The following is a 22,100-nucleotide window of genomic DNA, read 5'->3' as shown; positions in this document are numbered from 1 at the left end:
TGCCTTGAAGACGATGTCCGGCCGCGACCGCCTGGCCCAAGAGGTCGCTGCAACACACGCCACATCCCCGCGCGCGGAGTGGGATGCGCCAAGAGATCTACTCGATGCAGCACGAGGGCTGTTCACCGCGGACAGCGACGGCCAGGACAGAGGTGCGGAGGTCATTCTCGCGGGCATCGCCCGTCTCTTGACTCATGGCCCCTTCGCTTCCGTTCGCCTGCACGGCACGGCTACTGGTTCCCTGTTGCCGGAAGCACTGCGCCCGGAGCAGCAGTTCGGCCCGCCGGAGGCGGACGTCCTGCTGCATGCCCTCGCGGCAGCGGCCCCTCCGGGGAGCGAGCTGTGGCCGCAGGGCCCAGCTGATCCCGAGAAGCTCTCGAACGCGATACGGGCACTCTGCGGACGGATACCCTGCCGCACCGTTGCACTGCGGGCCACGGCCGTCTGCTACCTGCTGCGCTTGGTGCCAACTGCGGACACTTCACGCCGGCGCTGGCTGTTACGACGGACCATCTGGCTGCTGGATCCGCGCACCGAGGACGCCCTGCTGCTTCTGCTCGGTCTCACAGGACCGGACGACCCCCTCGTTCACCGTCTTGCGAGCACCAGTGCTCGTAGCGCAGAGGGCCCGGAATCCGCAGAGCCGTTCCCACTGTCCAGCTGGTCGAACTGGCGCACCGTGGAAGGGGTGCTGCGCCTCGGCGGACGGATTTATGCCTTACGGGAACACCGTCGCCTCACCTTTGCCGACCTGCGCTGGGACGACAACATCGCCCAGCTGGCCCTCGCCCGCGAGCAGGCGCGGGCTCTTCGCACCGGCGACCTGGTGACGGTCAGCGGCACACGAGGCACCACCCGAACCGGCCAGCCCACCGTATTCGTCACCCGAGTCGATCGACACCAGCCAGGAGCTGGCGCTCAAGAGCCAGCCGCTGCGGGCCCTGCCCGGATTCTCAAGCCGGTCCGCGACCATCTCGCTGCTGCCGGATTCCTCGAAACGATCAGTCCAGTTCTCACAGATGGATACTTCGGCGGAGCCGCCCGCCCCTTCACCACCTGGGCCGCAGGAGCCGAACACCACCAGTACCTTCGGGTCACCACCGAACTCGCCCTGCTGAAAGTGATCGCTGCTGGAACGAGCCGCTGCTACGAGATAGGCGCGAGCTTCCGGAACGAAGGTCTGCGTGGGCAACAGGCCAAGGAGTTCCTCATGCTGGAGGCTTACGCCGCAGATATCGATCTCTCCTCCATGACGGAGTTCCTGGTGAGCCTCACCCGCGAGGTAGCCGACTACCGGGGCGCCCTCCGCCAGATCTCATTCGATGACGCCTTCCGCGAGGTCTCCGGTCTCGATCCGTCCGATTCCCCGGCGGTGCGCGCTCTGGCCGCCGAGCGCATCCCCGCCACCTCCGCTCGCACCGACGACCTCGACATCCTGGCGCGGCGCCTGTGGCGCAACAGTCTGCGCAGCGCACTGCCAGGGCTCGTTGCCATCAACGCGATCCCTGGCCCTGCTTCGCCGCTCATAGCCGGCACCGGACGGGCCGCCGAGCGGGTCTGGCTGTACATCGACGGGCTGGAGGTCGCCGAGGCCAGCCGCAACGAGCTCCGCCCAGACTTGCTAGCCGAAACCTTCCAACGCCAGTTTGACCGGGACCCGCATCCCGTCCATCGCGACTACCGCGAAGCCCTCGCCATGTTCGACCAGGGCATCCCTCCCTGTGTGGGCATCGGACTGAGCCTCACCCGACTCGCTCATCTCGCCCGCCAGCATGCCGCACCGCCGAGCGTCCCCTCACCCCGCCGGGAGCAGCCACGATGACGACCCGACCGAGCACCTCCGCCCCGGGCCATGCTGGCTGGCTGGCCAGTAACCAGGCGATGTGGGACGCCCGTGTCCCGCTCCACACGACCAGCAACTGGTATGACCTCGAAGGCTTCCGGCACGGGGGTCTCGCCCTGGACGACCTCGAACGCGCCGGAGTCGGTGAGGTCCAAGGACGAAGCCTCCTCCATCTCCAGTGCCACTTCGGCCTGGGCACGCTCTCCTGGTCCCGACTCGGCGCCGACGCCACCGGCGTCGACTTCTCGGCCGAAGCCATCAGCCAGGCTCGCGCGCTGGCTAACGAGCTGGAACTGCGCGCGCACTTCGAGCAGGCCGAGGTCTCCTCCTGCCGACTCGGTCGCACCTTCGACATCTGCTTCACCTCCTGGGGAGTGCTCATGTGGCTCCCGGACCTGGCGGCATGGGCCCGCACGATCGCCGCGCACCTGCGCCCCGGAGGCGAGTTCTTCCTCGCCGAGGGCCACCCGCACCTGTTCATCTGGGATGACGAACGCGATGGCGCCGGCTACCTGCCGCGTCACCCCTACTTCCGCCATCGCGAGCCCGTCACGGACCTCGAGGCGAGCACCTACGTCGATACCAGCCACCAGATCGGCCACCCCCAATATCGCTGGAACCACCCGATCTCCGAAGTCGTCACCGCTCTCGCCAACGCCGGCCTGCGCATCACGGACTTCGCCGAACACCCCCGTCTGCCCTGGCAACCGCTCAGCTGGATGGTCCCCGACCAGCGGCCGGGCTGGTGGCGCATCGACCAGGACCCCTTCCCACTCAGCTTCACCCTCAAAGCCGTCAAGGAGAACCGCCCATGACCTTGCTGCCCGCCCTAACCTGGCCGCTTCCCAAGGCTCCGCATACCGCCGCCGACGTCTGGTCAGCCAGCTACCCCGACTTCGTCGCCATGATCAACCAAACCAACGTCATGCCCGGCGCCCACACCACCATCAGTACCTGGGCCCTGCACGCCCGCATCGACCGCGACAGCAGCGTCCTGGACGTCGCCTGCACCACCGGCTTCACCTCCCGCGAACTGGCGCGCCTTACCGGATGTACCGCCACCGGTTTTGACCTCAACCAGGACTCCGTCGCGCTCGCCCGCTACAACCACCACACCCTCGACCCCGCCCTGCACCTCACCTACGTTCAGGCCGACGGCACCACCTACCAGCCGGGCCGCACCTTCAGCCACATAGCTGTCGGCGCCGCCCTCGGCTTCTTCCCCGACCCACCCGCCATGGCCACCCGCCTGCTCGGCTTCCTCAACAACGGCGGCTACCTCCTCGCCGCACCCTTCTGGGCCGAAGACCCCCTGCCCGAGCACGCCGCAGCCGTCCGCCGCGATGTCTTCGGCATTACCAGCCCCATGGAGACCCGCGAGCAGGCCCTCGCGCTCTTCGCCGGCCTCGACGTCCTCCACCAGAACGACCACCAGCTCAACCCCGAACTCGACGACGCCATCGAGCACTACTGCGCCTCCACCATCGACCGCGCCTGCGCCCAGGCCGACATCCGCGACCCTGCCGTCCGAAACGCCATGATCGACCGCCTGCGCCAGGTCAAGCAGGCCACCAACACGTTGCGCCGCCATCAGCAGTACACCGTCCTGGTCCTGCGCCATGACGCCCGGACCTACCCCAACCGCTACGTCGAGCTGTTCTGAGCCGGCCAGCCCACCCACGTGAAGAGGCAGCGCGTGATCGTCTTCGTGAACGGAGCCTTCGGCGTCGGCAAGTCCACGACCGTCCGAGCTCTCGCCGCCCGCCTGACCCATGCCCTGGTCCTCGACCCCGAGAAGGTCGGCCACATGCTCTGGGCCCAGCTCCCCCCGGACCTGCGCACCGAGGAGTTCGAGCTGGAGCCCGTCTGGCCGCCGCTGACCCACTGCATGCTCGACCAGGCCGCCCGCGCCTACGACCGGCCGATCCTCGTCCCCATGACCATCGCCCGACCCACCGTCTTCGCCCAGATCGTCCAGCCCCTCCGGGACCAGGGCCACCAGGTGCGGCACTTCACGCTCCTGGCCTCACCCGTCACCATCCGGGCCCGCCTGCGCGAGCGCGGTGAAGGACCGGACAAGTGGGGGCCACTCAGCTGGGAGGGCAACCAGATCGAACGCTGCCTCGACAGCCTGCGCACCCCGCTGTTCGCCACCCACCTCGACACCGAGCACCGCCCGGCCGAGGAGATCGCTGACGAGATCCTCGCCCACACCGGCCTTCAGCTCCAGGTCACACGCTGAGCAACGCGGCGGGGCGGAGCCGGCCAGGCTTCGCCCCGCCACGCCCTATGCCACCGTCAGCAGCGCCCGGATTCGATCAGCCCCGAGTGCCAGCAGCAGTGTGGGAAGCCGCGGGCCCGTGTCTCGGCCAACCAGCAGCTCGTATAGCAGCACGAACAGCTCCCGCTGCGACGCCTTCAGCTCCGGTGACGCGGGGGCGTCCAACGGCAGCCCGGCCTGCAACTTCGGCACGCCGTACACCAGCCCTGTCAGCCCCGGCAGCGACCAGTGCTCGTCCAGGCCGTCGAGTAGCAGCTTGATCGCCTCCCGCTGCGACGGCGACAGCTGCTCCAGCCGCTCGCGGTCAGCCTCTCCACGCACCTGTGTGCGCTCCTCGGCCGGGACGTAGCCGTTCACCCACGCCTGTGCCCGGTCCAGACGTGGCCGAGCGTCGTCCAGTGAGGCGAGCGGCTCGTCCCCGGCGAAGTCCCGCAGGATCCGCAGGGTCTGCTCCGGGTTGCCGGCGGTGATGTCCGCCACCGAGGCGAGCGTGCGGAACGGCAGCGCCCGCGGAGTGGACCGGAGCTGCCCGGCCGCCGTCCCGACGGAGCGCTCGCGCACCGCGACATCGAGCTCAGTGGCCGTCCCGGACTCCACCTTCCGCGTCAGAGCGTCCCACTCGTCGTAGAGCCGAAGGATCTCCTGGTCGAACGCCACCGTGATCGACTGCCGGGGCTGACGGCGCCCGTACAGCCAGCGCATCACCGGGGCTTCCAGGATTCCCAGGGCCTCCGTCGGTGTGGGCGCCCCGCCGGCCGAGCCGGACATCTTCGACATCCCACTGATCCCGACGAACGAGTACCCCAAGTACGACGGCGGGTTGCCGCTGAAGACCTCGCGCACCACCTGCGAGCCCACGGTGAACGAGCTGCCCGGAGATGAGTGGTCGACGCCGCCTGCCTCGAAGGTCACGCCCTCGAACGCCCAGCGCATCGGCCAGTCGACCTTCCACACCAGCTTCCCGCCATCCGTCTCGGCGAGAGCGAAGCCGTCCTGGTGACCACACTCGCAGCGGTAGCGGATCGCCGTGCTGGCCTCGTCGAAGGACTCGACCGTGGTCGTGTCACGACTGCACACCGCACAGTACGGCCGGTAGGGGTAGTAGCCGCCCCCGTCAGCCGCGACCTCGTCGGCCTCCTCCCCCTCGTCCGGCGCGGCCGACGCTGCCTTCTTCGTGCGGTAGCGCCCAAGGACGGCGTCGATCTGTCCGCGATGCCGCATGGCATGCAGGATCTGCTGGCGGTACGCCCCGGAGGTGTACATCTGCGTCTGGCTGATCTCCTCCACCTCGACCCCCAGCTCCGCCAGGGCCGCACGGAACGGGATCTTGAAGTGCTCAGCCCAGCTCCCGTGTTCGCCGCACGGGTCAGGCACCGCGGTCAGCGGCCGACCGATGTACTCGGCGAACGAGGCCGGCAGTCCAGCGGGCACCTTGCGCAGCCGGTCGTAGTCGTCCCAGGACAGGATGTGCCTACACTCCAGCCCCCGGCGCCGCAGCTCGTCCGCAACGAAATGCGGGACCATGATCTCCCTGAGATTGCCCAAGTGGATCGGCCCAGACGGACTGATCCCCGACGCGCACACCAGCGGAGTCCCCTCACCACGGCGCTTGCCCTCGGCGATGACCTGGTCCGCCGCCGCGACCACCCAATCGCTCTGCTTAACGCCCATGTGCAAGATCCTCCAGCTGATGGTCTTTCAGGAACTTCAAGGATATGGCCTGGCTCAACTGGCATAAGCCAGTTGAGCCATCCTCGGCGAGGCGCATCCTGTGGCCAATGCCCGGCTGGGTAGCTGGCGGAGACTGGGCGGTTCATCCGGCGTGCCGAGCCGCTGATCTACGCCTCCGTGGCCCGCACGGGACAGCGGCTCGCCACAGCGGGGGTTCAGCCCAGGTAGGGGTACTTGCCGCTGAGGTAGTCGCCGATCTGCTGGCGCATGCTCGGGTGGATGTCGTAGTCGTCCAGGTCGCGGGGCTGGACCCAGCGAACGCCGTCGGCCTCGTCGTTGATCGTGGGCGTGCCGCCGGTGGGCTGGCCGATGTAGGCGACTTCGAACTGCTGGCGGATCTCCCCGTTGCTGCTGTAGGCGACGATGTGCGTGGGGTTGGAGTAGACCCCGAGGAGGCCGGTGATCTCGGCGACGATGCCGGTCTCCTCCAGGCACTCGCGGACGGCGCAGTCGGCGGCCGACTCTCCGATGTCCTGCTTCCCACCCGGCAGCGCCCATTGGCCGGTGTCACGGCGGCGCTGTAGGAGGATGGCGCCGTGCTCGTCCTCGACCAGCAGGTTGCTCGCGGGCACCAGCGAGTTGGCTTCCGGGGCAGCCGGATCGCCGTAGTACTCAGTCCTGCGTGCGCCTGCCATGCGACTGGGCCCCTTCTGTTTCGTCGGCCCACAGCCGGGCGGAGTCCCAGACCGCGTCGAAGCTCGTAGCGTAGCCGTCGAACCACCCTGTCTGCGGCGCCTTCTGGAGGTGCAGCAGGGGGTTTGCGGACGCCGGCTGGCCCCAGACATGCGGGTTGACCAGCAGGTCGTTGTCGTAGCGGAACAGGGAGTTGTACAGGGTGGTGTTGTGCAGGCGGATCTCGCAGCCGGGCGTCACCAGCAGCGGCCGGTAGTACGTGAGGGAGGCGCGGATTTTCGCCGCGAGCGCGTCCCCGATGCCTTCCTCCCGTCCGCGGATCGCCACGGCGCGGCCGTGCGGGTCACCGAAGCACAGCCGGACCTTGACTCCGGCTTCTGCGCGCTGGGCGAGCATGGTGGCGATGCGGGGGTTCGACTGGGCGAAGAACGTCCCCGAGAACACCAGGACGTCGATCTGCGCAACGCTCTCCAGTAGCAGGGAGAGCCACATCTCCCTCGGGACGCTGGCACGGTCGGGGTAGGTGGCTACGAGGCCGGCGCCCTGCCCGGGTGCCTGTCCGGTCCTGGGCTGGGTCTCCGGCCAGAGGAAGGTCTCGTCCACTCTCAGGTGGTGCGCGACGTTGAATCTGTGCCGTGCGTGGGGTACGCGACCGCTTAACCAGCGGGTCACGGTCTTGGGGTCCACCTCGCAGACCGTCGCTAGTGTCTCAGGGGGGACACCGCGCTGGGCGAGTGCGGAGCGGAGTCGCTCGTTCACAGCCGATATCCAACCGGACTCCTTCAGGACCCGCAAGGACGTCCTGGGACGCGCAGCAGCCGACGCGCGCCCAATGTGCTGCCTACGCTGGCGGGATGGCGCTCATCGTACTGTGGGACATCGACCACACGCTCATCGACAACGCTGGGGTGAGTAAGGAGATCTATGGCGCGGCCTTCGAGGCCGTGGCCCGGCGCCGGCCCTCGTGCCCCGCCGTGACGGAAGGCCGGACTGATCTCCTGATCATGCGGGAGATGTTCGACCGGCACGGTGTGGCGCAGCCGGCCTGGGACACCGTGCAGGCCGCTCTCGAAACCGCCGGCCGCGAGCGGTTCGAGGAACTGCGACGGCGCGGCCGAGCACTGCCCGGTGTCCGGGACGCTCTGACCGCGGTCGCCCAGGAGCCTGGGATCATCTCGTCCGTGCTGACCGGCAACATCGCGCCGAACGCCCGGCTGAAGCTCGCCGCGGTCGGGCTCGACGGTCTAGTGGACCTGTCCGTTGGTGCGTACGGTGCTGACCACCTTGAGCGGGCAGGGCTCGTCGCGGTGGCCCGGGACCGCATCCATGGCGCCTACGCTGTCCCCGCCGGAACGCCCGTGGCACTGGTCGGCGACACCCCCCGAGACGTCGAAGCCGCGCTGACGAACGGGGTGCAGATCGTCGGCGTCGCGACCGGGGTCCACACCGCTCACGAACTGCGTGACGCCGGCGCCGGCGTGGTGCTGCCAGACCTGATCGACACGGAGTTCCTACTGAATCACTTCAGACGCATCTCCGGTGCCCACAGCTGACGCGCAGGTAACCTCAAGCGGTAGTACTGGCGCCCAAGCGAAAGGCCATCAACCCTCGTAGCAGTTCTCACGATGCCTTCGGCATGGCCAGCAGCGACGCCAACTCCCTGCCCGCCGACTGGACGAGCAGGTCGTGGACCTCATCGACCGGCACCTCGACCGCGCCCGACCTGGCCCGGTGCGGACTGGGGAAACGGGAGTCGACACCCCCGCACTCGGCGACATCCCACCGGTCTCACCGTCCTACGAGCTCCGTTAGCCCCGCGCGCACGGCGGTCGCGGTGGCGTCAAGCTCCTCTCTCTCACGCACGCGCCACTCCGCGTCCAGCCGGAAGCCGTCTTTGGCGAAGCGCGGGAAGACGTGAAGGTGCACGTGGAAGACCTCCTGGAAGGCGGCCTTACCGTCAGCCAGGAACAGATTGACGCCCTCGCAGCGGAGCGAAGAACGGCGCAGGGCCCGGCCGAGGCGATGCGCCACCTGCCAGATCTTGACGCCGACCTCCTCGTCGAGATCCTCCAGACCGACCGCATGTCCCCTGGGAATGACCAACAGGTGCCCAGGGGTCACGGGTTGGTGGTCCATGAACGCCAGGACTGTCTCATCCTCATAGACGATGCTGGCCTCCGCCTCGCGCTGAGCGATCGCGCAGAACACACACTCATCAGTACTCACGGTTGGCTCCCTCGCCATTTCTAGCCACGAAGGGTAGCGGCATTGGTGGTGGAGACCGACGCCTTTTCTGCTCGCGGTTCGCTGCCCCTGCACTCGATCTCGACGTCCCATCCTCCGGACTAATGAACGGAGTTGGAGAGTCCAGCGGCGCCGATGAGGGAGCTGGCCATACCCTGGGTGACCGCACGAAAGTCATCTCGACCACGGTTCGGCCTCCGCGTGGGGACGACCACCCGACGAGACCAAGAGGCGCTGCATTGAATGACTCCTCGGACATCGAGTTCGCCAAGGAACGCTCGTGGCGTGAGGCGAAGGAAATCGACGACGCCTTCGAGAGCGGCCAGATCGACCAAGCCGGATGGCACGAAGCCGTGTTGGCGATCATCGAACCCGCCTACCTTTCAGCCAGCAACCCTCGCGCTCAGTCCGGCCACAGCGGTGACAGTGACCGTTGGAGGTACGCCCGGAGCCTGCTTGCTGACGCGCTCCCCGGCGACGGCAGCTTCCTCGACATCGGTTGCGCCAACGGACACTTGATGGAGACCCTCACCGAATGGGGAGCCGAGGCCGGTATCGTCATCGAGCCGTACGGGGTGGAGATCTCCGCGCCGCTGGCCGAACTCGCTCGAGCCCGTTGTCCGCAGTGGGCCGATCGGATCTGGACTGCCAACGCCGCCAACTGGCTACCGTCACGCCGGTTCGACATCATCCGAACCGGCCTCGACTACGTCCCCTCCCCGCTGCGTGCCTCGTACATCGAACACCTGCTCAACCAAGCCCTGGTCCCCGGTGGCCGGCTCGTCGTCGGAGTGTTCAACGAAGAGCGCGACCAGCACCTGCTGGAACGCCAGGTGGCGTCATTCGGGTACACCGTCGCAGGCCGGGTCACACGGGAGCACAGGCACCCAGCGATCCACTACAAAGCGTTTTGGATCGATAGCTGACGACGTCACTCGCCATCCGTCGTGGTCGCCAGATTGGCCTTGCCGACCTGCGGTGTCCCGGTGTCGCAAACACCGCATGCACCGGAAACCTACTGGGATGCGGTGGCAGTCTCTACGTGCCACCGTCGCCCATCGCGTTCACGACCTGCGGGGACCTAGAGCATCAAGGGCGCCGCAGTTCACCGCGCATGATCCCAGCGGTGAAGGCGTCGTATTCCGCGTCGTCGAAGAGATGGGGAGGTTTGTGGGGGTTTTTGGAGTCGCGCAGGGCGACGATGCCCCGGTCGATGAAGGCCACCTCCACGCAGGTGGTCCCCCCGCTGCTGGCGGTCTGCCACTGCGCGGTGGCGAGCTGGCTCGTGATCCAGTCTGGGTCGAGGTCGTTCTTGTTCATGACATTTCCTTGGCGAGCGTGGTGAGGAGGGAAATCGACGCCTTCGGCGAAAGGGCGTCGGACTTCAGGAGGTCACTGGTCGTGCGGTAGACCTCCACTGTCTCCGGCCGGTTGAGGTGCAACGATGTTCGCATGGACTCGATGCACACGATGTCGCGCCCGGCGGAGAAGGACATGAGCATGAACGGGCCGTCCATGCCCGCGTGCGCGCCCGCAGTGTAGGGCAGGACTTGGATGGTGATGTTCGGGTTGGTGCGTGCCAGCTCGGCGAGGTGTTCGATCTGGGTGCGCATGACGCTGCGGTCGCCGACCTCCTGGCGGAGCAGTCCTTCGGTGAGGACGGCCCATATCTTCAGCGGGGGCGTGCGCTCGAGCATGACCTTCTGGTGCTCCTGACGCACGGCCACAAAGCCGTCGATGTCCTTGGTCGTCTTCCACGCCCGGCTTCCCTCGATGACGGCCCGCGCGTAGTCGGGGGTCTGCAGGAGGCCGTGAATCGCCAAGGGGTTGAAGGTGAACAGGCCGCTGGCCGTCTCGATCTGGGAGAGGTAGTCGCCCAGCGGGTCGTCGACGATGCCTTCGTACTGCTGCCACCAGTCGGCTTCGCCGGCCTTGCGCACCAGGTCCCGCAGTTCCTGACGCATCGCCTCGTCGGTGACGCCGAACACCTCGAAGAAGTGGGGCAGCTGCTGGACGGTCACCCCTTGGGTGCCCTTCTCGATCTTGCTGACCGTCGACAGGGCCCGGTATCCGAGGCGGGTGGCCGCCTCGTCCTGGGTCCAGCCCAGCCCCTCGCGCAGACGCCTCAACTCGGAGCCCAGGCGTCGGCGACGCGGTGTCGGATCGACAGACATGACCACCTCCCTCATCGTCAGAAAGCGTAGCGCTCAGGCCAGTTCTGGTATACGCCAGATCCCGGACAGGAAAGATTTTCCTGTCCGATGGTATTGCCCAGCGATGTCGCGAGGGTCCATCATCGGAGCTCGACCTGCGGAGGGTACTCCGGCAAGTACGGAGCGCTACCTCGTTCGCTGTGCTTCACCCTGCCGATCGGAGGGGCCGATGCCTGCCATGGCGGTCCGTGCAATCCCGCAGTACCGGACGGTGCTGTCCGAGGTTCGCCCTGAAGCGATGGGGCCTGTGCGCGAGATCGTCCGCGCTCATCTGCGGCTGTGGCGCAAGAGCGAGCTGAGCGACCTGGCAGTCCTGGGTGTGACCGAGCTGCTGACCAACGTCCTCAAGCACGCCCCGGGAGACTGCGAGTTGCTGATGCGTGAGACGCCGGACGGGGTCTTCGTAGGTGTCACCGACTACGCGGACAACCTGCCGACGGTGCGGGAGCCGTCAGAGGGCCAGACCGGCGGATGGGGGCTGTTCCTGCTGGCCGACGTCGCCGACGAACTGGACGTGAAGCCTCTGGCGCACGGCAAGCAGGTCTGGTTCAGACTCGGCGCGGCCTGTACCGAGGACCGGAGAGCGAGTGCCCCTCCGTGCTGACCGTCCATGCCCGGGCCGCGGGCTGCGGCGCGGTCCCGATGGGCGGCTCAGAGTACGGCCTCGATCACCGTCCCCTCGCCGACCAGGAGTCGCGCACATGAAGATCGTGACCGCCGTCCATGCCGACATCCCGTCCTGGATGTCGCTCGCGGCAGAAGTCGAGGAGCTGTTCGGGCCGCTCGTCGACGATCCGGGGTTCCAGGCCGCGCTGGTGCGCAACATCGAACGCGGCACCGCCCTGTGCGTGCGTGCGGCAGAAGGACGCGCCGGGTCGGCGCTCGCCGGCGGTCTGCTGTTCTCGGCCCGTCACCCGCACTACGAGATCACCTGGCTGGCCGTCGAAGGAAAAGCCAGGGGGCGGGGGATCGGCCGGCTCCTGGTGGACGCCGCGCTGCGGGCCTTCACCTCGCCCCCGTGCACGGTCGACGTGACGACCTTCGGGCCGGATCATCCCGGCTCGGGCGCCCGCCTCTTCTACGAGGAACTCGGCTTCGAGCCGACCGCACAGCTCTGCGAGGGCGGCTCGCGCCAGGTGTACCGGCTGCGACTGCCGCTCGCCTGAGCCCGACACCCGCCCCACCTGACGGGCGAGATCCAAGGGTTCGGCCCTGCACCAAGGCCATCACTCAGTGTCATTTACGTATCGCGATCCGCTGATCATGCGGGTGGACGGCACAGGCCGGTCCCGCAGCTGTCCGCGGTTGGGGAGGGTGTCGTGAGCAACAGCAGATCCCGAGAACATCCCGATTCTCCGGTGGTGATCCTCGGCGGCGGGCCCTGCGGCCTGGCGTGCGCGTACGAGCTCCAACGGCTTGGCCACCGCGACTGGCTGCTGCTGGAGGCGGCACCCGAGGTCGGGGGGCTCGGCTCCTCCGTGGTCGACGAAGCCGGCTTCACCTGGGACCTGGGCGGTCACGTGGTGTTCTCGAAGCTGCGGAGCTTCGACGAGCTGATGGGCGAGCTGTTCGCGCCGGCGGAGCTGCTGCACCACGACCGCTCCTCGTTCGTCCGCCATGACGAGAGCTGGGTGCCGTACCCGTTCCAGCAGCACCTGCACCACCTGCCCGCCGCCCGTGCCCGAGAGTGCCTGGACGCTCTGGCCGCCGCTCAGGCCCACGGCCCGGCCCCGGCGGAGGCGGACTTCGCCTCGTGGCTGGAGGGGACCTATGGTCCGGGCCTGGTGGAGGAGTTCTTCGGCCCCTACAACCGCAAGATCTGGGCTGCCGACCTGGCGGAGATGTCCGCCTCATGGATCGCCGAGCGCATCGCCCCCTGCGACACCGACGCGCTGCGGCGCGCACTGGACGCAGGTCCCTCACTCGTCCAACCATGGGGCCCGAACGCACAGTTCGCGTTCCCCGCCTCGGGCGGTTCCGGCGCGATCTGGCGACGGCTCGCCGGCCGGCTGAACGGCGACGTCCACACCGGCAAGGCCGTTGTCCACATCGACGCGGCCTCGCGCACCCTGCTGACGGCCGACGGCGCCCTCCTCTCCTACGGACAGCTGGTGGCCACCGGGGCGCTCGACAAGCTGATCGCGATGACCGCCGCGGTGCCCGACGAGTTACGGCAGGCGGCGAGCGCCCTGCGCCACACCACCGTCGCGATGGTCGGCCTCGGCTACCGCGCGCCGACGACCGACCGGCGCTCGTGGCTGTACTTCCCGGGCAGCGAGGCGCCGTTCTACCGCGCGACGAACTTCTCCGCGTACTCGCCGGCCAACGTCCCGGGCGCTGACCCCGGCCGGTACTCGGCCTGGATGACGGAGACGTCCCTGCCCGCGGGCAGCCTGCTGGACCGCACGGGCCTGGTCCAGGAGTGCGACGCGGCCCTTCGCCGCTGCGGCCTCGTCCCCGAGACTGCGGAGCAAGTCAGCGGACACGTGGAGCTGATCCCGTACGCCTACCCCGTGCCGACCGTCGGCAGGGACGCGGCGCTCGCGCTCATCCAGCCGTGGCTCGAGGAACACCGGATCTACTCACGCGGCCGGTTCGGCACCTGGCGCTACGAGATCGGAAACATGGACCACGCCGTCACCATGGGCCAGGACATCGCCCGACGTCTCGTCAACGGCACGCCCGAGCGGATCTACACCGCACCCGCCCGCTCCACCGTGGGGGCCGGCCATGCCCGCTGAACTCGTCCTGGACGCCCACACCGTGACCGGGCGCCTACTGCTCGGCGCCGCGCCCGACAGCGCCGCCGCCGTCAGCGAGCTGCTCGCCCTGGGCGTCACGCACGTGCTGGACTGCCGGACCCCGCGCGAGGCGCCGCCACCGGCCGCCACCTGCCCCGACATGGTGTGGCACTCCGCGCCCACCGAGGACGACGGCGCCTCACGCGGCGCCGACTGGTACGCCGGCTGCCTGGCCTTCGCCGAGCTCGCCCTGCGCCAGGACGGGGCCCGGCTGTACTGCCACTGCGCGGCCGGAGTCAACCGCTCGCCGGCCGCCGCCTACGCCATCCTGCGCGGGCAGGGCTGGGCGCCGGCCACCGCCCGGGCCCGCATCCTGACCCGCCGCCCCCAAGCCCGCCCCCGCTACTTCGAGGACGCCGACCGGTGCCTGCGCGAACTGGGCATCGCAGAAAAGGAGACATCATGATCCGCGCAAGCCGACTGCTCGTCGCCGCCTACACCGCCCGGTCCGTGTACGTCACCGCGTCCATGGCCCTGTCCTGGCGCTCCATGCGGGCCGATGCCGCCCGCGCCGAGCACGCGCCGACCGGCCAGGCACCCGCCCTGACGGTCATCGTCCCCGCGCTGCGCGAGCAGACGGTGATGCCCCGCTCGCTCGCGCGGTTCGCCGATCTGGCCGCCGAGTGGCCGCAGTTGCGGGTCGTGGTCGTCACCGCAGAGCGGGAGGCGGCTGAGACCCCCGAAGGGCAGCAAACCACTGAAGAGCTGTGCCGGGACCTGGCGAAGACCCACAACGACCTGCTGGGTCGGGAGGCGTTCCACGTCGTGTCCTACCCGGGCCAGGGGCGGCGAGCCTCCCAGCTCAACCACGCCGTCGCCGCGCTGGACAAGCTGTTCCCGCCGACCGGGGACGACTACATCGCGGTCTTCGACGCCGACGCCGTCCCCGACGCCCGCCTGCGCGCCCACTTCGCCCAGGCCGCGACCGACCGGCCCGCGATGATCCAGCAGCCGATGCTGCCCGCGTTCCCCGCCGGCTCCGGCGGGCGGCGCTCGGCCGTGATGTCCGGCCAGGACCTGGCGGCCTTCCGCCGCACTGTCGGCATCGAGTACCGCCGGATCAAGGTGGCCCGCTGGTGCGCGCCCGGACGGGGCGCCAGCCTGCTGGCCGCGCTCGCGCGGCCGATGGTCTACGGCGTGGGCTCCGGGCTGATCGTGCGCCGAGACAAGATCGAGGACATCGGGTTCTTCCAGGAGCCGCACGACGACCTCGCGGTCGGCCACCGCCTCAGCATGGCCGGGGAGCCGATCGCGGTGCTGCCGTCGGTCAACATCGTCGAGCCGTACCAGAGCGTGGCGAGCATGGCCCGCGCGTTCAGCAGCGTGGCCTTCGCCAACGCCGCCACCCGCCACGACTACCGCTTCGCCGCCGCCCGGCCCACCCGGCTCTCGCGCACCGGACAGCGACTGCTGGCCGTTCGCGCCCTGGCCGACGGCGCCGCCTGGGCCCTGGGGCCGGTCGTCATGACGGCTGCCGCGGCCCACCTGGCGGCCAGGCGCGAACACCGGCCGCTGGCCGCGGCCGCCCTGCTCGCCGGGATCGTCGAGCCGATCGTGGCGTACCGGCTGCGCGGCCGGCTGCTGGCGGACTTCCGCTCGCCTGACAAGGCCGACACCGCCTGGCAGCAGCCCGCACCCGCCCCGGCCATCGCCACCAGCCTGCTGCAGCCCGCGGTCAGCGCGCTCGGCCCGTGGCTGCTGGCCCTGCGCGCGAGCGCCGCCCAACTCACCGGCCGCGACCTGCGCTTCACCAAGACCGAACACCTGGGCGAGATCGCCCACTGAGCCGTGAGGAGCAACCCTTCAATGGGCGATCTCGACACCGGCTGGGCCGTGCCCAGCGACTTCCCCGACACCGGCTGGACCCCCGAATCCATCGACCAGCACCTCGCACAGGCCCGCGCCGAGGTACCGGCCTGGGACGACCCCCAGCAGACCCGGCTCGGCTTCGCCATGGCCGCCCCGCACCCGCAGGCCGTGCGCACACTCGGCGACTGGTCGGCCGTCAACACCAACAACGTCGGCGTCCACACCCGCTTCGGCGAGGGCAAGACCGGCACTCGCCGCCTGGAGAAGGAAGCCCTGGCAGCCCTCGCCGGCCTCTACCAGGCCGGAGCCCTCGACGGGCACCTGACCAGCGGCGCCAGCGAGGCCACCCTCGCCGCCCTGCGCATCGCCCGCAACCTGCTGCGAAGCGCGGGCCACCGGACGCGCGTGATTACTTCCGACCTGTGCCACGCCTCGGTCGCCAAGGCCGCCGAGATCCTCGACCTCGATCTGGTGCGCCTGCCCGCCGGCCCCACCTGGACCCTGACCCCCGACCAGGTCCGCCAGGCCGCCGCCGACGCCATCGCCGACGGCGTCACCGGGATCATCGTGGCGGCGACCGCCGGGTACTACAACAGCGGCTTCGCCGATCCCGTCGACGCCATCGCCGCCCAGCTTCGCGACTTCGCCTTCCAGCACCCCGAGCGGGTCCGCTTCTTCCTGCACGTCGACGCCGCCCACGGCGGCTTCGTCTTCCCCTTCACCGCCCCCGAGCTGCCCTTCGACTTCCGCAACCCCGGCGTGCACTCCATGGCTGTCGACCCGCACAAGGCCGGCCTCATGCCGTACGCCTGCGGAGCCCTCCTCGTCCGCAAGGGGCTGCTCGAACACGTCACCCGTATCGACCCGCACACCCGCATCCCGGACGAGACCGTCCTCGGCTCACGTCCCGGCGCCACCGCCGCAGCCCTGTGGGCCACCCTGCACACCCTGGGCCGTACCGGCTACACCGACATCGCCGCCCGCTGCCTGGAGCGCCGCGACCAGCTCGCCGCCGCGATCCGCGCCGCCGACCCCGACGCCCAGCTGCTGCCCGCCCCGAACGCGCCTGTCGTCTCTGCCGCCTTCAGCAACCCGGGCGGGCAGCTGCCGCCAGAGCTGTGCGAGCGCTACCGGCTCGTCCCCCTCGCCTTGCCCGACCCCGCCAAGGACGGCGAGCGGCGCCTCTTCTACCACTTCTACGCCTCCGCCTCCCTGACGGACCCGCAGATCACCGCCTTCGCCGAGCACCTGGCCGACGCCGTTGCGGCAGCCCACACGACGGGGCCCGCTGACGGGACGGGCCGGAGCATCACCTCCGACGTGGTCGCCGACACCCGCACCCACACCGACTGCTTCCGCCACTTCGTCGTCCACCCCGAAGACCGGCGCGACCCCGGCGTCCCGGGGTACTCCTTCCACACCTTCACCCAACGGCGGGCCACCGACGAGCAGATCCAGGACCAGCCCTTCGGGCAGGCGCGGGCCGGCGGCTCCCTGTGGGTCTACGCCCCCGACCTGAAGGCCCCGTTCGCCAACGAGCTCCTCGGGGTCCGCACCGACCACTACTTCCTGGAAGTCCTCGACCGCCACCAACAGCAGCTGTCCCTGGTCGGCGCGATCCACGCCACGATCCTGCTTCCCGGCCCCTTGCGCGTCCTGCTGAACTTCGAGCCCGACGGGACCTTCCGCTCCGCCGAGTACAAGGCCCTGGGCGAGCACGGCGCCGACGAACTGCAGGTCTTCCCCGACGCGATCACCGCCAAGATCGGCAAGCACGCGGCAGGGTTCCGCCGCCCCCGCAGCGACGACTACTCCTTCTCCATCGACACCTCCGCCGAGATCACCGTCCGCCTCACCGACGGCGCCGCACCGCCCACGGTGGTCACCGCGCGGCACAACGCCGATGTGCTGCTGCCACGCCGCCCGCACCTGCGCCGCGAGCAGTTCCGCCGCTTCCCCAACCGCTTCTTCGACACCGAAGTGGACATCGAGGCCGGCCGGGCCTGGACCGGCGCCGCCTACCTGCCCGAACTCCTCGCCCCCACCCCCGTCGGCACCGTGCTGGCGGCCCGCTCCGCCACCGCCGGACTATGTACCGTCGACGGCCGCATCACCGACACCGGCCTGCACCTGGCCCTCACTCCGCTGGCCGAGCCCCGAACCGACGCCCTCGAACTGGCCGCCCCCTGGAACCTCGGCGTTCGCCTGCGCGACGCCCTGCCCCGTCTGGACGTTCAGGACCCGGCCCAGCTCAGCATCGAGCAGGTCGTCGACTTCGCCGAGAACGTCCACGAGGCGTTCACCCGCGACGGCCTGCCCGCCGACCTCGCCATCGCGGGAGCCCACCGATGACTACATCCCTGCTCGACCACGCCGCCGCCAGCCGCCTCATCCCCGGCACCGGAACCCTCAGCGCCCGGCCGCTGCCCCAGGGCCGCTTCAACACCTGTTGGCGCCTGGACGGCTCCGGCCGCTCCTACCTCCTCAAGGTCAACCACCGCGAGGGCGAACCGCACCTGCGGCGGATGGCCGAGGCCATGACTGAGGCCGCAGCGCGCGGCGTCGCCGTCCCGCGCGTCCTCGACGTCGGCCACGATCCGGCCCTCGGCCCGTACCTGCTCCAGGAGTGGATCGAGGGCCGGACGTTCGCCGAAGCCCGCGAGGCCGGCGGCATCGACCGGGACGTGTGGCCGGCACTCGGCCGCCAGATCGCGCTCCTGCACACCGAGCCGATCCCCGGCGCGACGGCGACCCCGGCTTCGCGGACCCGCCAGCTGTCCGACCTCCTCGCTCGCCTCGGCCAGCACGCGCTGATACCCGACGACCTGGCGGACGCCGCACGCCTGCGCGGCACCCTGCTGGCCGAACGGCTGGGCGAGCACCAGATGGTGAATACCCATCAGGACATTCACCCGGATAACATCCTCATCCGACCCGGCGGCCAGATCGCCCTGCTCGACTTCGACCATGCCACCGCGGCGGAGGACGCCAGCGACTTCGTCAAGATCGACCGCTGGTGCCTCACCTCACCCGAGGACCGCCGACAGCTGCTGGACGCCTACTGGCAGCAGCGCGCCCAGCCGGCGGACCTGAGGTTCGAGCAGCGCCTCGCCTTCCACCGCCTGGTCATCCACCTCTCGTACTTCCTGTACTGGCAGGGCCGCGACCCCACCCAGATCCCCGGGTGCGTCAAAGCCCTGCGCGACGAACTGGAGTGAGCCATGACCGCAACCCAGCCCACCACCGCCCCGGCCCCCGCACCGGTCGCCGGCCCCGGCGTCCAGGTCGTCGCAGCCCTGCTGCGACGTGGCGACCAGATCGTCCTCGTCCAGGAACAGCGCGACGGCCAGGAGATGTGGTCCATCCCCGGCGGCGGAGTCGAACGCGGCGAACTCCTCGGCGAGGCCCTCATCCGCGAGGTCCGCGAAGAGACCGGCCTGCGCCTGACGACGGTCGGCCCCCTGGCCTACCTCGTCAACACCACGACCGCCCGCTACCCCTCCACGGTGGTCCTGACCTTCGACTGCACCGACTGGGACGGGGAGATCGCCGTCCACGACCCGGACGGCAAGGTCACCGGCGCCGTCCTGCTGCCGCTGGACGAGGCCAAGAAGGTCCTCGCGTCCTCCACCGCCTCCCGCCCCGAGATCGAACCCCTGCTGGACTACCTCGACGGCCCCGCAGCCGGCCGCGTGTGGTCCTACCGCGACGACCAGCCCGCCGACTGACCTGCCCGGGGCAGCTCGCCCCGGGCAGCTGGGAGAACCCATGACGCTCACCCGCGACCTCGACTCGTCCATAGCCGCGCTCGATCCGCTCGGTGCCGACGCGGTGATGCGGGCCCTTCCCCAGGCCAACATCGCGGCCGACACCACGTGGCTCCGCACCCGAGCAATGCGGTTCTCCCAGCCCGCCGCCCGGATCCGCGACGTCGCTCCCGCCCGGGCGGCGTTGCGGGACCTCGGGATGCTCACCGCCTCCCTCGCCCGCCACACCGGCCGGCCCGTACCGCCGCGCGACGTCGAGGCGGCCATGCTCCACCTCGGCGCCGTCGCCGACGAGGTGCCCCGCGAGAGCGTCTACTCATACGCCACCCGCAACCCCCGCGGGCCCCGGCGACGCTCTTTCACCGACACCCCCGGCGAGCATTTGTTCATCGACGAGGTCACCGCAGCCAGCCACGCCCTCGACACCGCGATCCTCCACGGCTCCCAGCTGACCGACGCCGGCGACCGGGACGCGGCCGACAGCCTCGCCGACCTCATCCACCAGCACCTCCAAGCCTTCGCCGTCCACCTTCTGACCGTCAAACGCAACCTGACGCCGCACTACTTCACCGGACAACTGCGGCCGTACTACCCGCCGCTGGACATCGCCGGGCACACCTACTACGCGCCCGGCGGCGCCCAGATGCCCCTGCTCGTCCTCGACGTCATGCTGCTCAGCCAGGCGGCCACCGGCGAACTCGCCACCTGGTACGAGCAGTACCTCGACGACAACACCCTCTACCTGCCCCCGCACCACCGCGCCCACATCGAAAAGGCGCGGCACATGCCGGGACTCGCCCGCCTCGCCCAGCAGCACCCGCACCTGCGCCCGGCCGCCGCCCTGCTGATCGGCGACCTGCTGCGGTTCCGCCTCCCGCACCGCCAACTCGCCCGCGCCAACATGGCCGTGCGCGACGACGGCGCCCTCGGCAGCGGCGGCTACACCGCCGACGCACTCGACCAACTGCTGGCCGTCACCGAAAGCGCCCGCGCCCTCCTCAACCCCGGGAGCCCCGTGTGAGCACCACCATGTCCGCCATCGACACCGACTTTCCGCCGTTCCCCATCGGCGCCCAGCGCTCCGCACTCGCCGCCGCCCCGGCCACGCCGCCCGAACCCGTCACCACGCGGGTCCGCTTGGCATACCCGAGCCGGATCAACGCCATGGCCCTGGACTCCAGCAAGATCGTCCCCAGTCAGGGGGCCTACCTCGCAGGCGAACTCCTCTTCGCCTGCGACCTCGTGCGTGACGTCGAGATCGACATCGTCGAGGATGGCCCCGCTGTGCAGACCGCCCCGGACTGTGACCACCCGGTCCTGGCCCGGCACGCCGCCCTGCTGATGCGCTCGGCACTGGGCATCCGCGAACGCCTGCGCGTACGGGTCACCGCCCCGGACCTGCCCGCGCACCTGGGCCTGGGATCCAGCAGCGGCCAGATCGCCGCGGTGGCCGCGTCCGTCAACGAGCTCTACGGCCGGCCCGTTACACCCCGACAGCTCGTCAAGTTCCTGGCCCTCAACCACGGCGAGGAGATCGACGGCGAGGACCACCGCCTCCTGCCGGTCCAGTGCCTGGGAGGCTCCGCCGCCGCCGGACTCATACCCGGCGCGGCCCAGGTCATCGCCGGAGCCCACGTACCGCTCCTGCAAGCCGGCCTGCCCGAGGACATCCACATCGTGCTCGGCATGCCGAGCGACCCGGTGATCTGGGACGCGCGGGCGAGCCTTGCCGCCGAAGCCCTCCACTTCGACGCCTTCACCGCGACCGGCCGCACCCACGGCGCCGAGATCGCCTACCGGCTCCTGCACGACGCCTGGCCCGCCCTGACCGACGGTGACCTGCGCCCGCTGGGCAGCCTGCTGTTCGACTACCGCTTCCGCATGGGAAGCCTCGCCAACTGCGCGTTCTCCCACCCGGACCTGCTGGCCACCGGAGAGAAGGTCGAGCACATCTTCACCGACCGCCTCGCCGAGGTCCTCACGCTCTCCTCGGTCGGCCCCACCTTCGCCGCCCTCACCCGCACCCCCGAGGCGTGCGAGCAGGCGTTCACCGACGCGGGCCTGGACACCCTGCGCTGCCGCCCCCTCAGCGGCGGCTACACCCTCAGCAGCCAGGAGGTGCGGTGATGCGCGAACGCCCGGCCCGCACCGGCACGTACTGGAACGACCAGGCCACCGTCACCACGTTCACCGCCCTCACCCCGCCCGCCTACCTGGCAGATCTGCTCGCCGACCCGGCGCCCGACGGTGCCCTGGCACTGGACGCGGGCTGCGGAGCCGGCCGCAACCTGCCCGCCCTGGTCGCAGCCGGATACCGGGTCCTGGCCGTCGACCTCCACCCGGGCATGCTGGGCCAGGCCCGCAAGCAGCACGCGGGGCCCCGGACCACCTTCGCCGAAGCGAACGTCACCAGCCTGCCGCTGGCTGACCGGCAGGCCCACCTCGTCGTCTGCCACGGCGTCCTGCACAACCTCCACCGCCGCCAGGACCTCGCCGACTCGCTGCGCGAACTGCACCGCGTCCTCGCCCCCGGCGGCACGCTCTCGCTGAACACCTTCACCGCCGCCCACCTCGACCCGTGCCTGGAAGCGCTCGGAGACGACGTGTATGCCCTGCCCAACGGCCAGCACATGACGCTCCTCGACCCCGTCGACCTGCTCGCCCTGATCCACGCCGCGGGCCTGTCCCTGCGCGGGCCGGCCGTGCAGTACCTCAGCCCGGGCGACCCCGGGCAGCGCTCCGTGTGGCGCGCCACCCTTACCAGGCCATAGCCGCGCG

23 protein-coding genes are annotated in these 22,100 nt (G+C 70.1%); 17 read left to right on the top strand and 6 right to left on the bottom strand.

The window, feature by feature from the left end:
* Nucleotides 1-13: 13 nt before the first annotated feature.
* The 4 genes from ABH937_RS27245 to ABH937_RS27230 are packed head-to-tail and all read left to right on the top strand — an operon-like array spanning nt 14 to nt 4,085.
* Nucleotides 14-1,822, top strand: a complete 1,809-nt coding sequence (locus tag ABH937_RS27245) for an amino acid--tRNA ligase-related protein (RefSeq protein ID WP_370219873.1) — start codon at nt 14-16, stop codon at nt 1,820-1,822.
* On the top strand, nt 1,819-2,658 hold the full coding sequence (locus ABH937_RS27240; protein WP_370219801.1) for a class I SAM-dependent methyltransferase: 840 nt from the start codon (nt 1,819-1,821) through the stop codon (nt 2,656-2,658). The genes ABH937_RS27245 and ABH937_RS27240 overlap by 4 nt, the downstream gene beginning before the upstream one ends.
* Nucleotides 2,655-3,506, top strand: a complete 852-nt coding sequence (locus ABH937_RS27235; protein WP_370219800.1) for a class I SAM-dependent methyltransferase — start codon at nt 2,655-2,657, stop codon at nt 3,504-3,506. The genes ABH937_RS27240 and ABH937_RS27235 overlap by 4 nt, the downstream gene beginning before the upstream one ends.
* Before the next feature lie 33 nt (nt 3,507-3,539).
* A complete protein-coding gene (locus tag ABH937_RS27230) occupies nt 3,540-4,085 on the top strand; it encodes an AAA family ATPase (protein WP_370219799.1) in 546 nt (181 codons plus the stop codon).
* A 45-nt stretch (nt 4,086-4,130) separates the two neighbouring features.
* On the opposite strand, the gene lysS is transcribed toward ABH937_RS27230, so the two are convergent.
* The 3 genes from lysS to ABH937_RS27215 form a co-directional block, all read right to left on the bottom strand.
* Entirely contained in the window at nt 4,131-5,795 is a 1,665-nt protein-coding gene (lysS, locus tag ABH937_RS27225) for a lysine--tRNA ligase (RefSeq protein WP_370219798.1), read from the bottom strand.
* Between the two features lie 215 nt (nt 5,796-6,010).
* A complete protein-coding gene (locus tag ABH937_RS27220) occupies nt 6,011-6,490 on the bottom strand; it encodes an NUDIX hydrolase (protein WP_370219797.1) in 480 nt (159 codons plus the stop codon).
* Complete coding sequence (locus tag ABH937_RS27215; RefSeq protein ID WP_370219796.1) at nt 6,468-7,247, bottom strand: XRE family transcriptional regulator; 780 nt, start codon at nt 7,245-7,247, stop codon at nt 6,468-6,470. Before ABH937_RS27215 ends, ABH937_RS27220 begins: the two co-directional genes overlap by 23 nt.
* A gap of 95 nt (nt 7,248-7,342) precedes the next feature.
* Here ABH937_RS27215 and ABH937_RS27210 point away from each other — a divergent pair, with 95 nt between their 5' ends.
* Nucleotides 7,343-8,041, top strand: a complete 699-nt coding sequence (locus ABH937_RS27210; protein ID WP_370219795.1) for an HAD family hydrolase — start codon at nt 7,343-7,345, stop codon at nt 8,039-8,041.
* Nucleotides 8,042-8,276: 235 nt separating this feature from the next.
* On the opposite strand, the gene ABH937_RS27205 is transcribed toward ABH937_RS27210, so the two are convergent.
* Nucleotides 8,277-8,714 (bottom strand): HIT family protein, encoded by a 438-nt coding sequence (locus ABH937_RS27205; protein WP_370219794.1) that lies wholly within the window; start codon nt 8,712-8,714, stop codon nt 8,277-8,279.
* A 257-nt stretch (nt 8,715-8,971) separates the two neighbouring features.
* Between ABH937_RS27205 and ABH937_RS27200 the strand changes: the two genes are divergently transcribed.
* Entirely contained in the window at nt 8,972-9,658 is a 687-nt protein-coding gene (locus tag ABH937_RS27200) for a class I SAM-dependent methyltransferase (protein ID WP_370219793.1), read from the top strand.
* Between the two features lie 163 nt (nt 9,659-9,821).
* Here the strand turns inward: ABH937_RS27200 and ABH937_RS27195 are convergent, their stop codons facing one another.
* Together ABH937_RS27195 and ABH937_RS27190 are read right to left on the bottom strand one after the other, a co-directional pair.
* Nucleotides 9,822-10,052, bottom strand: a complete 231-nt coding sequence (locus tag ABH937_RS27195) for a DUF397 domain-containing protein (RefSeq protein ID WP_370219792.1) — start codon at nt 10,050-10,052, stop codon at nt 9,822-9,824.
* Nucleotides 10,049-10,906: a helix-turn-helix domain-containing protein gene (locus ABH937_RS27190; protein WP_370219791.1), complete on the bottom strand. Its 858-nt coding sequence runs from the start codon at nt 10,904-10,906 to the stop codon at nt 10,049-10,051. The genes ABH937_RS27195 and ABH937_RS27190 overlap by 4 nt, the downstream gene beginning before the upstream one ends.
* 217 nt (nt 10,907-11,123) lie before the next feature.
* Here ABH937_RS27190 and ABH937_RS27185 point away from each other — a divergent pair, with 217 nt between their 5' ends.
* The 11 genes from ABH937_RS27185 (at nt 11,124) to ABH937_RS27135 (ending at nt 22,093) form a co-directional block, all read left to right on the top strand.
* On the top strand, nt 11,124-11,549 hold the full coding sequence (locus ABH937_RS27185; RefSeq protein WP_370219790.1) for an ATP-binding protein: 426 nt from the start codon (nt 11,124-11,126) through the stop codon (nt 11,547-11,549).
* Between the two features lie 97 nt (nt 11,550-11,646).
* Entirely contained in the window at nt 11,647-12,111 is a 465-nt protein-coding gene (locus ABH937_RS27180) for a GNAT family N-acetyltransferase (RefSeq protein ID WP_370219789.1), read from the top strand.
* 153 nt (nt 12,112-12,264) lie between these two features.
* A complete protein-coding gene (locus tag ABH937_RS27175; protein ID WP_370219788.1) occupies nt 12,265-13,686 on the top strand; it encodes an NAD(P)/FAD-dependent oxidoreductase in 1,422 nt (473 codons plus the stop codon).
* Nucleotides 13,676-14,152, top strand: coding sequence for a hypothetical protein (locus tag ABH937_RS27170; protein ID WP_370219787.1), 477 nt, complete (start codon nt 13,676-13,678; stop codon nt 14,150-14,152). The genes ABH937_RS27175 and ABH937_RS27170 overlap by 11 nt, the downstream gene beginning before the upstream one ends.
* Entirely contained in the window at nt 14,149-15,531 is a 1,383-nt protein-coding gene (locus ABH937_RS27165; RefSeq protein WP_370219786.1) for a glycosyltransferase family 2 protein, read from the top strand. The genes ABH937_RS27170 and ABH937_RS27165 overlap by 4 nt, the downstream gene beginning before the upstream one ends.
* A 21-nt stretch (nt 15,532-15,552) precedes the next feature.
* Nucleotides 15,553-17,907: a pyridoxal-dependent decarboxylase gene (locus tag ABH937_RS27160; RefSeq protein WP_370219785.1), complete on the top strand. Its 2,355-nt coding sequence runs from the start codon at nt 15,553-15,555 to the stop codon at nt 17,905-17,907.
* Nucleotides 17,904-18,773 carry a phosphotransferase family protein gene (locus tag ABH937_RS27155; protein WP_370219784.1) on the top strand — a complete coding sequence of 290 codons (870 nt, stop codon included), beginning with the start codon at nt 17,904-17,906 and terminating at the stop codon, nt 18,771-18,773. The genes ABH937_RS27160 and ABH937_RS27155 overlap by 4 nt, the downstream gene beginning before the upstream one ends.
* A gap of 3 nt (nt 18,774-18,776) precedes the next feature.
* A complete protein-coding gene (locus ABH937_RS27150; protein ID WP_370219783.1) occupies nt 18,777-19,283 on the top strand; it encodes an NUDIX domain-containing protein in 507 nt (168 codons plus the stop codon).
* A 40-nt stretch (nt 19,284-19,323) separates the two neighbouring features.
* Nucleotides 19,324-20,343, top strand: coding sequence for a monodechloroaminopyrrolnitrin synthase PrnB family protein (locus tag ABH937_RS27145; protein ID WP_370219782.1), 1,020 nt, complete (start codon nt 19,324-19,326; stop codon nt 20,341-20,343).
* A complete protein-coding gene (locus ABH937_RS27140) occupies nt 20,340-21,449 on the top strand; it encodes a hypothetical protein (protein WP_370219781.1) in 1,110 nt (369 codons plus the stop codon). The genes ABH937_RS27145 and ABH937_RS27140 overlap by 4 nt, the downstream gene beginning before the upstream one ends.
* A complete protein-coding gene (locus ABH937_RS27135; RefSeq protein WP_370219780.1) occupies nt 21,449-22,093 on the top strand; it encodes a class I SAM-dependent methyltransferase in 645 nt (214 codons plus the stop codon). The genes ABH937_RS27140 and ABH937_RS27135 overlap by 1 nt, the downstream gene beginning before the upstream one ends.
* The last annotated feature ends 7 nt before the right edge of the window (nt 22,094-22,100 follow it).

The organism is Kitasatospora sp. GAS1066B (assembly GCF_041262605.1).
GTDB lineage: Bacteria > Actinomycetota > Actinomycetes > Streptomycetales > Streptomycetaceae > Kitasatospora.
The sequence above is the reverse complement of the archived record's forward strand: the minus strand, read 5'-3'. Positions and strand labels throughout refer to the sequence as shown.

What these genes read in the sequence shown, in the direction of transcription:
- ABH937_RS27245 (WP_370219873.1), top strand. Translation starts at nt 14, where the DNA reads ATGTCCGGCCGCGACCGCCTGGCCCAAGAGGTCGCTGCAACACACGCC.
- ABH937_RS27240 (WP_370219801.1), top strand. Translation starts at nt 1,819, where the DNA reads ATGACGACCCGACCGAGCACCTCCGCCCCGGGCCATGCTGGCTGGCTG.
- ABH937_RS27235 (WP_370219800.1), top strand. Translation starts at nt 2,655, where the DNA reads ATGACCTTGCTGCCCGCCCTAACCTGGCCGCTTCCCAAGGCTCCGCAT.
- lysS (WP_370219798.1), bottom strand. Translation starts at nt 5,795, where the DNA reads ATGGGCGTTAAGCAGAGCGATTGGGTGGTCGCGGCGGCGGACCAGGTC.
- ABH937_RS27220 (WP_370219797.1), bottom strand. Translation starts at nt 6,490, where the DNA reads ATGGCAGGCGCACGCAGGACTGAGTACTACGGCGATCCGGCTGCCCCG.
- ABH937_RS27210 (WP_370219795.1), top strand. Translation starts at nt 7,343, where the DNA reads ATGGCGCTCATCGTACTGTGGGACATCGACCACACGCTCATCGACAAC.
- ABH937_RS27195 (WP_370219792.1), bottom strand. Translation starts at nt 10,052, where the DNA reads ATGAACAAGAACGACCTCGACCCAGACTGGATCACGAGCCAGCTCGCC.
- ABH937_RS27190 (WP_370219791.1), bottom strand. Translation starts at nt 10,906, where the DNA reads ATGTCTGTCGATCCGACACCGCGTCGCCGACGCCTGGGCTCCGAGTTG.
- ABH937_RS27185 (WP_370219790.1), top strand. Translation starts at nt 11,124, where the DNA reads ATGGCGGTCCGTGCAATCCCGCAGTACCGGACGGTGCTGTCCGAGGTT.
- ABH937_RS27180 (WP_370219789.1), top strand. Translation starts at nt 11,647, where the DNA reads ATGAAGATCGTGACCGCCGTCCATGCCGACATCCCGTCCTGGATGTCG.
- ABH937_RS27170 (WP_370219787.1), top strand. Translation starts at nt 13,676, where the DNA reads ATGCCCGCTGAACTCGTCCTGGACGCCCACACCGTGACCGGGCGCCTA.
- ABH937_RS27165 (WP_370219786.1), top strand. Translation starts at nt 14,149, where the DNA reads ATGATCCGCGCAAGCCGACTGCTCGTCGCCGCCTACACCGCCCGGTCC.
- ABH937_RS27160 (WP_370219785.1), top strand. Translation starts at nt 15,553, where the DNA reads ATGGGCGATCTCGACACCGGCTGGGCCGTGCCCAGCGACTTCCCCGAC.
- ABH937_RS27155 (WP_370219784.1), top strand. Translation starts at nt 17,904, where the DNA reads ATGACTACATCCCTGCTCGACCACGCCGCCGCCAGCCGCCTCATCCCC.
- ABH937_RS27150 (WP_370219783.1), top strand. Translation starts at nt 18,777, where the DNA reads ATGACCGCAACCCAGCCCACCACCGCCCCGGCCCCCGCACCGGTCGCC.
- ABH937_RS27145 (WP_370219782.1), top strand. Translation starts at nt 19,324, where the DNA reads ATGACGCTCACCCGCGACCTCGACTCGTCCATAGCCGCGCTCGATCCG.
- ABH937_RS27135 (WP_370219780.1), top strand. Translation starts at nt 21,449, where the DNA reads ATGCGCGAACGCCCGGCCCGCACCGGCACGTACTGGAACGACCAGGCC.